The sequence below is a fragment of the Mesobacillus maritimus genome (assembly GCF_019749255.1).
In the GTDB taxonomy this organism is placed as follows: domain Bacteria; phylum Bacillota; class Bacilli; order Bacillales; family Cytobacillaceae; genus Mesobacillus_B; species Mesobacillus_B maritimus_A.
The window spans coordinates 354,737-369,902 of record NZ_JACWFH010000008.1 but is presented as its reverse complement, the minus strand read 5'-3'; the positions used below and the strand labels follow the sequence as shown (position 1 = coordinate 369,902).

Genomic DNA, 15,166 nt, shown 5'->3' with positions numbered 1-15,166 from the left:
CATGTAAAAACGCTCCCTCAAAAGGGAGCGCTTTTTTGATGGTCCTTTTTTTAAATTAGATATTTTCCCTTTGGGAGATTAACCAAGGTAACAGATGCAAGAATCAGTACAATACCCATTCCCTGAATAAAAGAGATTTTCTCCAGATAAACCATTACTCCTAATATCGTTGCTGCTACTGGTTCAACTGTAGCAATAATAGCGGCACGACTACTCTCAACTTTCTCAAGCCCCCAAGAATAGGCAAAATAAGCCAACACGGTAGGAACTAGCCCTAAACCAACAGCATACAAAAAGACATCCTGTTGAATGAGCAGGTTTACATTAGGCTTCCCAATAAAGGAAGGAATTAAAAAGAGTGCAGCAGTTAAAAACGTATAAAAGGTTAGAGTAAAAGGATGATAGCTTTGTAGCGCAACCTTGCCGAAAATGCTATAAAGTGCGTAGCCGAGTCCAGCACCTAACCCAATAAAAATGCTTGAAGTTGAAAAGCTACTGCTCTGAGTTAAGGTGATCTCGGCAACTAAAGCAGAACCAAGGATTGTTCCGCCTACAGCCAAAAGCTTTCTAAGGTTAATTTTTTCCTTTAAAAAAAGTACGGATAAGGTAATGACAAATGCGGGTGATGTGTAGAGCAACGCAGCCGCAACAGGGATATTCATCCTATCAATTGCCGTAAAGTAACACCAGTTAAAAAACACAATACTAAATAAACCAGTCCCAATAAACAATGGTACATCTCGTAGTTTAATTTTCAAGCGTGTTCTAAAAAAGCTCAATCCAACAATCAAAAGCATAATGGCCGCTGTGCCTACTCTTATGGTGACAATCTCCATCGCACTAAACCCTATTTCTGATAGACCTTTCACAAAGAAACCAATAAGTCCCCACATCGTTGCCGCAAAAGCAATCATCAAATAAGCCAAGAGCCAACATATCCCCTTTTATTTAAGTAGTGAATCGAAAACTTTAAGCTAGCTGATAGACGTCTGTATACTTCTTCAGTAAATAATCAGCAAGATAATCAGCATTCAGGCCTTCCCCTGTCACACTCTCAAGAATCTCAAGAGGCTGTTTTAATTTGCCATATTGGTGGATATTCTTCGTTAACCATTCCTGTATAGGCTTTAAATCTCTATTTTCAAGCAATTGATCAAATTGCGGGATATCCTCTAGCATGGCATGCTTGAACTGAGCAGCATACATATACCCAAGGGCATAAGATGGGAAATAACCAAAACTACCACCAGCCCAGTGAACATCTTGCAGCACCCCTTCGGCATCGCTTTCAGGACGAACTCCGAGATATTGATTATATTTTTCATTCCAGATTTGTGGCAGGTCCTTCACTTCAATCTCATCATTGAATAATCCCTTTTCAATTTCATAACGAATCATAATATGAAGTGGGTAGGTCAATTCATCTGCCTCAATTCTAATTAACGATGGTTTTGATTCATTAATTGCTCGGTAATAATCTTCCAAAGGAACGGAAGAAAACTGACCATTTGAGTATTCCTTCAACAAATCATAATTCTTTTTCCAAAAAGCAAGGTTGCGTCCAACAAAATTCTCGAAAAATAACGACTGCGATTCGTGAATTCCCATTGAAGTTCCTGTACAAAGTGGAGTACCGATGAGTTCTTTTGAGAGATTCTGTTCATAAAGGGCATGCCCACCTTCGTGAATCGTACCAAACACAGCTGTTCGAAAATCATTTTCATCATACTTTGTCGTAACACGTACATCTCCAGGATTCATCCCAATTGCAAAGGGATGGACAGTTTCATCCAGTCTTCCTGCTTTAAAGTTATACCCCATTTGTTCTAGAATCTTGAGACTAAAATCACGTTGCTTTGATTTAGGAAAGTGTTCATATAAAAAGTTCGTTTCTGGTTGGTTAGGTGCATCACCAATCTGTTTTACTAATGGGACAATTCGCTCCCTAAGTTGCCCAAACACCTTGTCTAACACATCAACCGTTACCCCTGGCTCATACATATCAAGCAGAGTATTATACTTATTCCCTTTATAACCCCAATACTCAATGAATTTCTTTGTTGTAGTTACAAGCTTTTCAAGATATGGTAAGAACAAGTTGAAATCCGACTTTGCCTTCGCCTCTTCCCAGACGCTTTCAGCCTTTGATTGGAGAATAACGTAATCCTTGTATTCATTGGCAGGTATTTTTTTATTGCGGTCATATTCCTTTTTACACTCTTCTACCGTTTTTTTCACAAGTTGTGATACTGAATCATCTGATGATAACTCGGTTATGTATGCTGCCATTTCTGGAGAAGTTGACATCTTAAAAATTTCCGAAGATAAAACCCCAATGACCTCTGAGCGCTGTTCCACTCCCTCTTTCGGCGCTCCAGTTCGTAAATCCCAAAATATAACGGATAATGCTTCTTGATATGCAGTCATTTTCTTTACATACTCAAGAAATTTTTGTTCAGTAGTCTCAGAATTCATGTTTTTCCCTCCATTTCTTTTCTCAAACCATATTATCATATTTTTCTAAGAACTGTTATTGATAGCGTAGTTTGCCCCCTGCTATTACCGAAATCATGGTAACATGATTACAAAGGAAAATCAGGGAGGTTAAATAATGAGGGAACTTGTTGGCAACTGTATAAAATGCGGGAAAGAAATCTTTTGTCTAGATGGCTTTTTCAACGGGGTCCTTCTAAAAGGGAACACAATTTATTGTTTTGATTGCGTGAAGAAAGATAGTACGTTGCCTGATCAATCATCTACAGAAAAAAAATAGCAACTTATCACTCGATATGATGAAGGTCACTTAACTTTTGTTCATCTCTTGTTAAACTTGTATTAATGCAAACCACAATCTATTTTTTCAGGAGATGTTCAGATGGAAACAAAAGTGATTGAACTAGATGTCCGTGAAGATATTAAAAATAACCAAGACCCTTTCGAAACAATCATGTTGACGATTTCCCCCTTTCAAGAAGGAGATACCCTTATTCTTCATGCGCCCTTTCAACCTGTTCCTTTGTACAGTGTATTAAAATCTAAGGGCTTTGGATACGAAACCGAAGAGATAAATGGAAAGCATTTTAAGATTACTTTCACAAAAAACAATTAAAAGCAGCCCTACTCAAAAGAGTAGGGCTGCTTAATGATTATTTAGTTAGATAGAAATCATTACCGTATCGCCTTTTTAGGCTGAACTGGTAAGACAGAAAGGATTCGATCCATCACTGAAGCCTCTAGTTGAGTATCCAAGAGTAGATGCACAGTGCCTCGATCTGCATGACTTCGAATTAACCTGCCGATTCCTTGCCTCAATCTTAGAATCATATACGGCATATCGACTTCATTAAATGGATCCTCAGCTTCTTCTCTTTTTGCCGCAAAAACAGGGTCATTAGGTGGGAATGGCAGATCAAATAAGATGACATTTTCTAATGCTTCTCCAGGTACATCCAGTCCCTCCCAAAGATTTACTGAACATAATACGGTATCAACATCATTTTGGAACCGCGAAACTAGGGTAGAAATCTCCGCATCCCCTTCAAATAAAATTGGGAAATCAATATTGTATGCTTCTGTGTATTTCTTAAACGAGTATAATTCGTTTTTATCTGTAAACAAGACAAGTGCTTTCCCTTTAGTTGATTTCAACTGTTCTAATGTGTACTGAGCTTTTGATTGGAAATCACCAGAAGCAAAATCCGATAAAAAGATTTCCATCATTTCCTCGTATTCAAATGGTGAATTTACCGAAAATGAAGCATATTCATCAATCCCGAGACTCTTTGCTAGGTAATCAAAGGATTTATTATCAGAAAGAGTGGCCGATGAAAAAACAAACGGCTTGTCCTGAGAAAATACCTCTTTGCGCAGAATTTCCTCTACCATTTTCGGCATGATAACCAATGTTTTCTCCCCATTGTGATTTTCAAGCCAGTTGATTCCTACAGAGCGGCGAGCAAACAATGTTAAGGAATAACTAATTTGGTCAAGGTACTCTTCAACAATTTTTAAATTATAATCATTGATCACAAACATTTCACTCTCAAAGACTAACTCTTCTTGAAGAGATTCGAGGGTCCAAAGTAGATTTTCAGCTAAACTATTAATGGAAGGTGTCTTTTTGACGGTCATTTTTTCTGAAGATTTACTCTCTGAACTATATTTGACTAACTCCGCAAATAACTGTTCATTAATCGTAATTGCATTCTCCATCAAACCAAGCGTCTTATCTCTTATGTCGTTGTCCATTATTCTGGTTAAAAGAGTTTCAAGTGTTCGTTCCGTATAACGATACGTTAATGCCTTCTGACTGGCAAATTCTAGTAGGTGTCCTTCATCAAAGACCACACAGCTACCATCAGGTAAAAAAGGCAATTCCCCTTCTCTTTTCCGTGATTCCTTTGTCCAAATATGCTCCATGTAAAAATCATGGGAACATACAATCAAGTCTGCAGCATTGCGGTAATGTTCCCGCTGTAAAGTCAACCCACAGCGATGACGGCGACTACAGGCTAAACAATCTTGAAGCGCATCCCACCCAATATTTGACCATTGTTCATCCGTTAGATGTGGATAATCGGTTCGCTCACCATATCGATGAAATTTTTGAAGCGTTGAACTTTCGTGTACGAACCTTGGTAGGGATTCATGAACAGAGTTATAGGCCTCATTATCATCATTAATGAGTGCATCCAACTTGTTCAAGCATAGATATTGGTCACGAGATTTTGCTAATCGAACGTCCACATTTAAATCAAGTGCCTTTTCAAGTTTAGCTATGTCTCCTTCCTTCTTGACTAACTGTTCAATTAAACGCTCATCTGCACAGGCAATAATCGCTGGCTGGTTTGTATAACGTGCATAACAGATCGCATATAAAAGGTAGACGATGGTCTTCCCAGTACCAACTCCTGCTTCAGCAAAAATAACTTTTTTATCTTTAAAGGCTTTTTCAAGTTGAAACGCCATAAAAACTTGTTCGTCTCTTAAATCAAATCCAGCTTCAGGCAAGATGTCATAAAAAACATCCCCAATCCACTCATTTAATTTTTCAAAGAATGATTCTGATTTTGATATCGAAAATGGCAAGCTGCCAGGCAAAGTAAACCCCTCCAAACAATAGTAAAGCGCCGCATTCGGCGCTTTATAGGTTATTTAAATGTATCAATTCATATTCAGTTTATACTACTAGCTACGTGGAGGTCTTTTTCCCCAATACTGATAATAATCAGTACGAATAAAGCCATTGAACAATTTTCGTTTTTTTGTCGCAGGTTTTCCATACACTTTCTCAAAGTCTTCATTTGAAGTCAAAATGTATACGGACCAAGTATCAAGTGGAATCAAGACCTTGCCCATTTCTTTGTACATTTGTTCAACTGCCTTCTTGTCTCCTAGACGTTCACCATATGGTGGATTACTAACAATAACACCATAGTCCCTTTTCGGATTAAAATCCTGAACCCGCATTTGTTTAAAAGTAACAAGGTCGCCTAGGCCTGCTTCAAACGCATTTTCCTCAGAAATCTTCACCATACGATGATCAATGTCGGAACCCACAATATCTAGTGGCTGGTCATATTTTGCTAAATCCTCCGCTTCCGTCCTGACCTGATCCCAAATAGCTGACGGAATCCAATCCCATGACTCAGAAACAAACTCACGATTAAATCCTGGAGCGATATTTTGACCAATTAGCGCAGCTTCAATGGCGATTGTACCAGATCCGCAAAACGGGTCTGAAAATGGACGGTCAGGGGTCCAGTTGGTGAGCTTAACGAGAGCAGCAGCAAGTGTTTCCTTTAATGGTGCTTCCCCCTGATCAACTCTGTACCCACGTTTGTGAAGCCCACTGCCGCTTGTATCTATTGTTAGAGTTGCAACATCTTTTACAAGAGCTACTTCAATTTTAAATAACGGTCCATTTTCTTCAAACCAGCTTGTTTTTTTATAATGTGTCCTTAATCGTTCAACAATTGCTTTCTTTACAATTGCCTGACAATCAGACACACTAAATAACTTTGATTTTTGTGATTTACCACTTACTGGAAACTCAGCGTTTTCCGGGAGGAAGTGTTCCCATGGTATAGCTTTCGTCTTTTCAAACAATTCATCAAACGTATATGCTTTGAATTCTCCGGCTTTTATTTTTACTCGATCTGCGGTACGTAACCACATATTACTTCTAGCGATGGCTAGCTCGTCCCCCTTAAAGGTAATACGGCTGTTCTCAACCTCGCATTCATACCCAAGCTCACGTACTTCCTTTGCCACGAGAGCTTCAAGCCCCATTGCAGAAGTAGCTATTAATTCATATTTCATCTATTTCACCCTTAGTAATAAAAGTCAAATTCCTTTCATCATCATACCAGTTTTACTTTTGGGATACCAATATGTAAGAAAAAAAGTGCAAGCGCGCCTCGTTAGCATTAGTTAGACTCCTCAAAAAGCTACTGCTTCTTCTTCCTGAGATGCCTTATGTGGCCGAAAATTCTATATGGAGCTCTCTAACCAAAAGAAAGAAACACGAAGAGCATTAGCGCATTCGTGCAAACTAAAGAAGAAAAGCGAAGTCCCTAGCATCTTGCCAATAGTGATAGCTAATTCTTAAGTTACTCCATTTATACATTATATTCTTTTAAAAAACAAAAGCTCCCCCGAAATAGGAGAGCTTAAAACACTCATACAAAATCGATTAATAACGTCCTGTAAGCCATGTTTTGTTCCTTTGTGCTGCAAACGACAATGTCTCGCACTCCGGTGGTAATCATCTATCTACAGGTGAATACTCACCTGTCCTTCTCTTCGTTCAATTCCTCCGAGAAAGTGCCCCTACCATAGTTTGGGTTTCTCGCTCGCGGGGTTTACCTCGTTCCACCCTTCCCATTTCTGAGAAGGCTACGTCACTGTGGCACTTTTATAGGTATTAATGCCATATCGAAATCGACTTAGGCACTTTCCCTGCCGTCAGCCATGCTAAACACGACTGCCCTGGCTTATGAATTGGCCAGGCACGAACACTACGGGCATCTCAGCCCGTGCGAGCATGGACTTTCCTCTGCAGCAGAGCTACAGCGATTACCCGAACGTTATTAACGACTACAAAACATATTATAAGTAATTGTAGGAAATATAGCAATGGTAATCAATTTGAAAAAACGGAAGAAAATGGGTCAATCTGATAATTTGTTCCCAAAAACATGTTTTTCGAGATTAGATAATCTCTTTAGAATATCAAAATTAGTGGTTCCTGCAGGCTGCGTTGTTGGACGTTTCGCTACTTCCTCTAACTGCTTTTTAAGCCTCAAGTTTTCTTGTTGAAGATCTTCAATTTCCTGTTGGAAGCTCTCGTAATCCTTAATCACTAAATCCAGGTACTTGTCCACTTCCTCAGGCTTGTATCCTCGCATACCTGTTTTAAATTCTTTTTCTAAGATTTCTTTAGCTGAAAGTTTTATTTTATCGGATATCATTTCTTATTCACCTCATCTTACCCCAATCATCACTTTATATTCTTTCAAAAACCTTGTAATTTGTCAATTTTCAATACACTCAATATTAGAAATCTTGTTGTTTAAATTGCTCATCTTCTATAATTAATTGTAAATCAGAAAAGTTAATCATCCGAATATCGTAAGCTTCTTTTAATTTCCGTTTCTTAGCCTCTTCTAGTATAAACCTTGGGCTTCCTTCTTTTTCATCATCATAGAGCAACACTAATACATCACTTTTTTGAATTAGAAATTGATTGCCCATTTTAAGCTGCCAAGGTTTTTCATACGGCCTCTTGGTAATGGAATCCACATGATCTGCTTGTACAAGCACCGATTCATACCACTCTTTGTTAGCATCGCTCCATTTTTCTTCTTGATTTAAAAACGGCGTGAGCACGGATAATTTTAGGTCCGGAAGATATTGCTGCAACTCAAAAACAACCTCTGCTGCCCATAGCTCTACACCTGGTTGACCACTTATAACTACCCATTCAAGTCCTTCTTCAACCAATGTAGTCAACTGGTTTAACAACGCCAGCTTTATATATTGAACAGCTGGATGGCTTTGCTTAAATATCCCGAGCTCATACCCTTTATAACCAGATATCACAGCAACCTTTGCCATATATGTACTCCTTTTGACTCGCCTTAATAAAAGCTTTTTTCTCAATAACTTGCTGTTATTAAATCAACCGGCTTTTGGATTTCAACATTTATTAAAACAGCTTAATTAAAAAGAACAAGGGCTTGAAGAAGAGCCCTTGTTTTTTCTTTATCGTCCGAAACCTGGTCCAAATCCTGGACCTGCTCCGAACCCAGGACCTGCTCCAAATCCAGGGCCTGCTCCAAATCCAGGACCTGCTCCGAATCCTTGGCCTGGGCCACCCATAGGTGGTCTAGGACCTCCATAGAAGTGTTGATGAGTCACCTCATTCACATTCGATTGAGTGTGAGTGTTGTAATGAATGTGGTCAAAGTTTTCATGATGAACATTTGTTGTGTGTGACGGGTGAATATGAGGGACTACGTTATTCGAAAAAGTGTGATTTACACAGCATTTTGTCGGATGAACAACTGCTGGTAAAACTTTATTAGGTCTACAATGCATCTTACATTCTCCTTCCTCAAATTAGTTTTTTAGTTATTACACTAATAGGCTATGTCAGGAGGGAGAATCTTGTACTAATGAAAATACCTAATTTTATTTTAAAAAAACAAGAAGTTAGTTCTTGTTTGTTTTATAAGAAAGCATAGAAATTATCTTTTAAGTTAGTAAAAATAAACGCTGTTAAACAAACTACAATGAAAAACATGACTAAAATTGCTTTATACATCTTAACATCCCCGCTTAAAGTTTATCTCATACAAATTAACATTTTAACGCCGGGATCGCGGATATACAATATAAATCTCAAATTTTCCCCCTCGAAAATATTAAATTTTTGTGACAAACTGTTGTATTTTAGGGAAAGCCGCATAATTTGTTCAGTTATCAACGAATATTGCGCTTACCCAGGAAATTACACAAGACATTTATTGCCTATTCAATTTAGATAGTAGTCTATTTTTACGTTTCTGCAAATCTTTTTGCAACCTAGCAACTTTTTTCTCATTTTCTACCTCTATTAACTGGGAAACTGCCTCTTCGCAAGAGGTTAACGCTTGTTGATAGTCTTTGCTTTTATGTTCATAGTATTTAGCAAGTTCAATATACGCTTCGATTCTTATATCATGATTCCCGTACTTCGCCGTTTCCTTCCAAAGATTTACAGCACTCTTATAATTGCCATTCCTTTTATATTCAAAAGCTAACGCATGCTTTGCAAGTATCGCATCCGTTTCGTTTCCATCTGCTATTTGTGCGAAGTTCTCTTCCGCTTTTTGTCTATCTCCTAAGTAGGAATACCATCTACCAACTTCGAATGTTTCCCTGACACTCCTGTTATTATCCACACCTAGCAATTGAAAAGACAAATGGGTATACAATGTAATCAATGAAAGAATATCTAGTTCATTGTGTTTCATGACTCCCAGTAGTCCTTCAGGGTGTTTCCGTTCTACGAAGTCAAAATAGATCATTGGAGCAAGAAAACCAGGAATATCATCCTGCCTTTCAAAGCCAAGTATTTCTTTTTCGACCATTGAAAGCTTCATTCTTTCAATCTTATGTTTCCACATTCTCCTAGCGGCATGATAAAGGTCAAAGTGCCCAAATGAAGGCAACTTTGGTACATGATTTCGAACAAGGGTGTGCCTTGTCTTTACCTGTGGCCAGTCAAACGCTTTGCCATTATAAGTGACCAATGTTGTATAATCAATTTCTTCCAGAAAGCTTTGATATAGCGCCACCTCTGCCCCAGGCTGTGGGAGAATATGTTGTTTTAACACTACTGAATCTTCTCGTAAGCTTGCATATCCAAGTAAAAAAATGGTATTACCGGCTCCACCTCCAAGACCGGTTGTTTCCGTATCAAAAAAGAATAAATCTCCTGGGGTGTGACCTGAAGCAGATAATGGGTGATCGAAATTAACTTCATTCCATTGCCTTACCGCTTCGATTGCCTCGGCAAAAAAATAGTGGCCATGTTTATACGTTAATGGATATTTTACTTCTCTAACAAGACAGTACTCATTATCTAAAATATACGGTTTTACATTCTCACTTTCCCATATTTCCTTATAGGGAATGTCCAAATCAAAAGACTCAGATTGCTGAGCCTTTTCAATGACACCTTGCCTTTCTTGATGAGTAACTCCACTTGATAAATGAGGCTTTAGTCGATTCAACTTATTCTTCAGAGACATGTTATCCCCCCTTTTCCCCCACATCCCGCCTGCATCCTCAGATCCTTTGGATGAACTGGAACTATTTACTTTGTAAAAATAAGTCAATCATTTTTATTACATCTACCTTCCCTGTATCAGATGTATTTTCTGAACCGATACAGGAAGGACAACCTGACTGACATTGACACCTTTCAACCATGCTCTTTGTTTCTGAAAGGATCGCATCCATTCCTTCATACACTTTCTCACTAAGACCAATCCCACCTGGATAACGATCATAAAAGAATATGGTCGGCTTTTCATTATGTGATGCTTTTACCTGTGGAACAACATGCACATCTTGAGGGTCACACATAACAAATAAAGGGATTATATGTTTTAAAGATTGGGCTGTACCTATTAATCCCTGTTCAAGCCTCTTATCACTTAACTTTGAATGATCCTTATCAAGCGATATCCAGGAAGAGCTTGTATGGAGTTCTACTTCTGGAAGGTGAATAGGTCCTGAACCAATGTTTTCGTGCGTTTCAAATTTTATTTTCTTAAAAATGGTCGCCATTGCTCGAACGCTGACATCACCATATCCTATTTCTACTTGTTCCAGGTTACGGTGCTTATCCTCTTCTAGAACGTTTAATTGAACTGCCAAATTCGCATCAGTAAAATAATCTACCGTTACCTCTCGAACAAAGGCCTTTTTCTCTTCCCAGTCAAGCTTCTCAACTTGAAACTGTCTTCCTTGATGAAGGTAAATGGCTTCATCGTGCAAGAGTGTGAGCGCTGAAAAAGTATCCATTTCTCCAATGACTCGAGCATTTGCCACATCGGACTGATCAATGATTACGACATTTTCTTGAGAAGCAGATCTTAACGAAATATTATGGGCAGGAAATGCATCGTGCATCCAGTACCACTTATCACCATTTTGATGAAGGATTCTCTCTTCAGTCAAGTAATCTAGAATTTCTTCTACTTCTGTTTTTCCAAACCGCTCTCCTGCTTTAAAGGGTAATTCATACGCTGCACATTTAAGATGATCAATTAAAATAATTAAATTATCAGGATTAATTCTTGCTGTTTCTGGACTACGGGTAAAGAAATAATCAGGGTGCTGGATAATATACTGATCTAGTGGGCTAGAACTAGCCACCATTATCACTACTGATTCTCCATGTCTTCTGCCGGCACGCCCTGCTTGTTGCCAAGCACTAGCGATTGTTCCGGGGTAACCGTTCATAATACAAACTTGAAGTTGCCCGATGTCTACACCGAGTTCAAGTGCATTCGTACTTACAACTCCATAAATGTCTCCCGTTCGCAATCCTTTTTCAATTTCTCTGCGTTCCGTTGGTAAATATCCACCTCGGTAGCCCCTAATGGCTTTAGTTCCCAGTTTGTGTTTGACCAACTCTTGAAGATACGTTAATAGAATCTCCACCCTCACTCTGCTCCGAGCAAATACAATGGTTTGAATTTTATTTTTCAAGAATTCGCCCGCAAGCCAGCGTGTTTCAAGTGTAGCACTTCTACGAATATTAAGTGGTTTATTGACAATTGGTGGATTATAAAAGAGAAAATGCTTTCTCCCCGAAGGTGCACCGTTATTATCAATTAGCACCATCTTTGTTTCTGTTAAATGTTCTGCCAATTCAAGTGGATTGGCAATCGTAGCTGAAGTACAAATAAAGACAGGGTTACTTCCATAGTACTCACATATTCTTTTAAGTCTACGAATTACATTGGCAACATGACTACCAAAAACACCACGATAAATATGAAGTTCATCAATGACAACAAACTTTAAATTTTCAAATAGTGAGACCCATTTTGTGTGATGCGGTAGGATCGCTGAATGGAGCATATCTGGATTGGTAATCACAACATGCCCAGCTTTTCGAACCTTTTGACGAATATTTGCAGGCGTGTCCCCATCATATGTATAGCTATTTATGTTCAAACCAGATTCCTGAATAAACTCATTGATTTCTGATTTTTGATCTTGCGCTAGTGCCTTTGTCGGAAATAAGTAAAGTGCTCTTGAATTAGGATCATTCATTATCCCCTGTAGAACAGGCAGATTATAGCAGAGCGTCTTACCCGATGCAGTAGGTGTAACAGCAACAAAACTCATCCCGTTTTTAGCGGTTTCATACGCGGTCCTTTGGTGTGTATAGAGCTCCCCAATGCCTCTTTTTACCATAGCCTGTTTTAATAATGGATGAATATCTGTAGGGATATCAGAGGTATTTGCACTCTTTGGCTCAATGGTTTGCCAATGAATAATATTTTCTTTGATTGTATCATCCAATTTTAATTGCTGGATGACGTCTTGCATATTGCTTATAAACTTCACATCGCTCACCTCGGTAACTCTATTTTAGCGAATAAATGTTCGTTCAAAAAGATTAATTTCAATCTTTTTTTCGTTATTTTCTTCCATTTTACATTTCGGCTCTATTTTCTTTAAAGAAATAAGTACAATCACGACAGCAAGAAACATTTTTTTTTGTTACAATGTTTAAAGTGGTCCTTACTAGAGAGGTGAAAAAAATTGAACAAAAACGAGCTAAAAACATTTCTGTCTAATTATGCACTTTTTCGTGACTTAGATGATATGGAAATAGAAAAAATTGCCGATATCTCTATTACTAGAGAGTGGAATAAGAATAGCCATGTTTTCATGCAAGGAGATCCAATTGAAAATGTTTATTTTATTCATCAAGGGAAAATAAAGATTTACAAAAGTGACATCAATGGACGTGAGCAGATTGTGAATATTTTAAAAACCGGAGAAATGTTTCCACACGTTGGCTTCTTTCGCAAAGGAGGGTATCCAGCATTTGCCGAAGTATTAGAACCTTCCATTCTTGCTGTTGTCCCCATCTCCCATTTTGAGAGAGTTCTGGTAGAGAATCCGGAACTTAGCATCAAAGTGTTTAAAGTTCTAGGTGAAAAAATTGTTGACCTACAAGAAAGGCTTGAAGCACAAGTTCTTAATAATACGTATGAGCAAATTATTAAACTGCTTATCCGCTTAGCTAATCTGTATGGGGAAAAACGCGAAGATGGTACGATTTTATTAAAGGCTGAGTTTACAAATAAAGACTTAGCCAATATGATTGGCACTACCCGTGAAACCGTTAGTAGGACCCTTACAAAGATGAAAAAAGACGAGCTCATTGAAACAGATGCAAATGGAGATATGATTCTTGAAACAGAGGTATTATTAAATGAATTAATCTAAAAAACCCACTAAAATCAGCGGGTTTTTTTATTTTTAGAGGCTTTGCTTAGCATTGGTTGTTGATTTCCACTCCCCGTGTAAGGTGTAATAATCAACAATGGATTTTTTTGTGTATAATAAGCATTTTTCGACCACTTCACTAACCAAATTATGCATTTGTTGTTTGAAGTATTGCTTCCAAAATTGTTCAAAAAATGTTGCCTAAATTAAGCTAGGTCCATTACAACAAAATAAACCCTCAGAATTATCACTGAGGGTTCGTGACCTAATCTACTCATACCTTTATGTCTTCAGAATCCCACCTAGCCCCTTAACCATGGATGATACTTGTGTAACAGCGTTCATCATTTGACCAGCTGTATCAACCATTTTATTAATATCCAGATTTCCATCCTGACTTTTAAATGAATTCATAATTGATTGTATGCCCCCAGTCTGTTTAGGCAGAAATGCCTGCTGTGGATAGGGGTTCATATTTTGGTAGGGTATTTCTTGTTGATAATACCCCCCATATGAAGGTTCATTTGTTGGCTGCAGAGGGTTTTCAAATAAAAGATGAGAAAGATTCTGTTGTTGTCCGTAGCCACCATTATAGCCGGAGTCTATTTGACCCGCTGCATACGGCTGATGATAAAAGCCTGAATATTGAGTTGGGAAATTTATTGGCACACCATTCCAATATGGATTATAAGGTGTTTGGGTATTTGGTTGAGGCATAACCCGTTGGTCAAATCCATTCACGTTGACCGGAAAAGCATGATAAGGTGTTGTGTAATTCATGTATGGGGCATACATTTGCCTTTTTCTTTTTCGACCAAACATTGAGACTTCCTCCTCATTTCTTCGCTACAACATTTTATGTGTCAACCGCCTAGATGGTGATATCTCTGGAAAATTTTTCACACTTTGTCTAACCATGGAGAATGTTGTCTGAAATTTCATTTTTTAAAAAATAATAACAACCTGGATATTCATGGTAAAATAGGAGAAAAGCTGAGGGAGGAAAAGTCATGACTGTGCAAGAATTAACATTTATGTTTACGCAGGCACGAAAACATACACCTGAGCATGTAAATGAATTGCTAGACTTCGCCAAGAGAGCTTATGTACAAAATGAAATTTCCTTCAATGATTATCGTAGCCTTATGCGAGAGCTCGAGCTTCAGGGAGCTGTTATCCCTGAAGACTTCAAGCAACTTTCCTAGGTTGTTTTTTAAGTACCCTAATAAGGGTACTTTATTTTTTAGGAAAACATTCCCTTTTATTCAACTTTTCTGGTCCTCAATCGCACTAACCAGACCCTTTAGGACATATTCAATCGATTGGACATGATCTAAGAATTTCTTCTTGCTCGTATTCGGGAAGAAGGCAGATACGGAAACCATTTCCAGGTTTTCAGCGGTTGCGTCTATTTGGCGAGCATGTAAGTGACGCTGTGGGTTCTGAGACAGCCATGATAAGGTAAGACCTCTCCAGTCATCAGTCATCTGCTTAACTTCATCAGCAAATGGCTTTACCTCTTCATAAAAGTCTCCCTGTTCTCCTGTTTTTTTTGACTGTTCAAATCGTTCCACGATGAACTGTCTATATTTTAACAAGTTATTTGTCATCTCTAGCAAAGCTTCGTTCGATTTCATGTTGA

14 protein-coding genes and 1 other RNA gene are annotated in these 15,166 nt (G+C 38.3%); 3 read left to right on the top strand and 12 right to left on the bottom strand.

Features of this window, described 5'->3' with window-relative positions; all coding sequences use genetic code 11:
* Positions 1 to 50 precede the first annotated feature (50 nt).
* The gene (locus tag H0185_RS07265; protein WP_246629060.1) at positions 51 to 926 is read right to left on the bottom strand and encodes a DMT family transporter; all 876 of its coding nucleotides are present in this window, start codon (positions 924 to 926) and stop codon (positions 51 to 53) included.
* A gap of 43 nt (positions 927 to 969) precedes the next feature.
* A complete protein-coding gene (locus tag H0185_RS07260; RefSeq protein ID WP_221872594.1) occupies positions 970 to 2,475 on the bottom strand; it encodes a carboxypeptidase M32 in 1,506 nt (501 codons plus the stop codon).
* A gap of 400 nt (positions 2,476 to 2,875) precedes the next feature.
* On the opposite strand from H0185_RS07260, the gene H0185_RS07255 reads away from it, so the two are divergent.
* Positions 2,876 to 3,109, top strand: a complete 234-nt coding sequence (locus H0185_RS07255) for a DUF2249 domain-containing protein (protein ID WP_221872592.1) — start codon at positions 2,876 to 2,878, stop codon at positions 3,107 to 3,109.
* 59 nt (positions 3,110 to 3,168) lie between these two features.
* Here the strand turns inward: H0185_RS07255 and H0185_RS07250 are convergent, their stop codons facing one another.
* The 8 genes from H0185_RS07250 to H0185_RS07215 all read right to left on the bottom strand — a co-directional run bounded on the left by H0185_RS07250 (position 3,169) and on the right by H0185_RS07215 (position 12,615).
* Positions 3,169 to 5,100, bottom strand: a complete 1,932-nt coding sequence (locus H0185_RS07250) for an ATP-dependent DNA helicase (protein ID WP_221872590.1) — start codon at positions 5,098 to 5,100, stop codon at positions 3,169 to 3,171.
* An 87-nt stretch (positions 5,101 to 5,187) separates the two neighbouring features.
* On the bottom strand, positions 5,188 to 6,321 hold the full coding sequence (locus H0185_RS07245) for a THUMP domain-containing class I SAM-dependent RNA methyltransferase (protein ID WP_246629059.1): 1,134 nt from the start codon (positions 6,319 to 6,321) through the stop codon (positions 5,188 to 5,190).
* Positions 6,322 to 6,703: 382 nt separating this feature from the next.
* Positions 6,704 to 7,089: RNase P RNA component class B (gene rnpB, locus H0185_RS07240), an RNA gene on the bottom strand.
* A gap of 83 nt (positions 7,090 to 7,172) precedes the next feature.
* Positions 7,173 to 7,472: a cell division regulator GpsB gene (gpsB, locus tag H0185_RS07235; RefSeq protein WP_221872588.1), complete on the bottom strand. Its 300-nt coding sequence runs from the start codon at positions 7,470 to 7,472 to the stop codon at positions 7,173 to 7,175.
* Positions 7,473 to 7,557: 85 nt separating this feature from the next.
* On the bottom strand, positions 7,558 to 8,118 hold the full coding sequence (locus H0185_RS07230; RefSeq protein ID WP_221872586.1) for an SLOG family protein: 561 nt from the start codon (positions 8,116 to 8,118) through the stop codon (positions 7,558 to 7,560).
* 147 nt (positions 8,119 to 8,265) lie between these two features.
* Positions 8,266 to 8,601, bottom strand: a complete 336-nt coding sequence (locus H0185_RS07225) for a CotD family spore coat protein (protein WP_221872584.1) — start codon at positions 8,599 to 8,601, stop codon at positions 8,266 to 8,268.
* Between the two features lie 425 nt (positions 8,602 to 9,026).
* Entirely contained in the window at positions 9,027 to 10,298 is a 1,272-nt protein-coding gene (locus H0185_RS07220; RefSeq protein WP_221872582.1) for a ribonuclease H-like domain-containing protein, read from the bottom strand.
* Positions 10,299 to 10,359: 61 nt separating this feature from the next.
* Positions 10,360 to 12,615: a DEAD/DEAH box helicase gene (locus H0185_RS07215; RefSeq protein WP_221873070.1), complete on the bottom strand. Its 2,256-nt coding sequence runs from the start codon at positions 12,613 to 12,615 to the stop codon at positions 10,360 to 10,362.
* 216 nt (positions 12,616 to 12,831) lie between these two features.
* On the opposite strand from H0185_RS07215, the gene H0185_RS07210 reads away from it, so the two are divergent.
* Positions 12,832 to 13,524, top strand: coding sequence for a Crp/Fnr family transcriptional regulator (locus tag H0185_RS07210; protein ID WP_221872580.1), 693 nt, complete (start codon positions 12,832 to 12,834; stop codon positions 13,522 to 13,524).
* A gap of 282 nt (positions 13,525 to 13,806) precedes the next feature.
* Here H0185_RS07210 and H0185_RS07205 read toward each other — a convergent pair whose 3' ends face one another.
* A complete protein-coding gene (locus H0185_RS07205; RefSeq protein WP_246629057.1) occupies positions 13,807 to 14,346 on the bottom strand; it encodes a YppG family protein in 540 nt (179 codons plus the stop codon).
* 188 nt (positions 14,347 to 14,534) lie between these two features.
* On the opposite strand from H0185_RS07205, the gene yppF reads away from it, so the two are divergent.
* A complete protein-coding gene (gene yppF, locus H0185_RS07200; RefSeq protein WP_221872578.1) occupies positions 14,535 to 14,729 on the top strand; it encodes a YppF family protein in 195 nt (64 codons plus the stop codon).
* Between the two features lie 60 nt (positions 14,730 to 14,789).
* Here the strand turns inward: yppF and H0185_RS07195 are convergent, their stop codons facing one another.
* Positions 14,790 to 15,161, bottom strand: a complete 372-nt coding sequence (locus H0185_RS07195; RefSeq protein WP_221872576.1) for a YppE family protein — start codon at positions 15,159 to 15,161, stop codon at positions 14,790 to 14,792.
* Positions 15,162 to 15,166 lie beyond the last annotated feature (5 nt).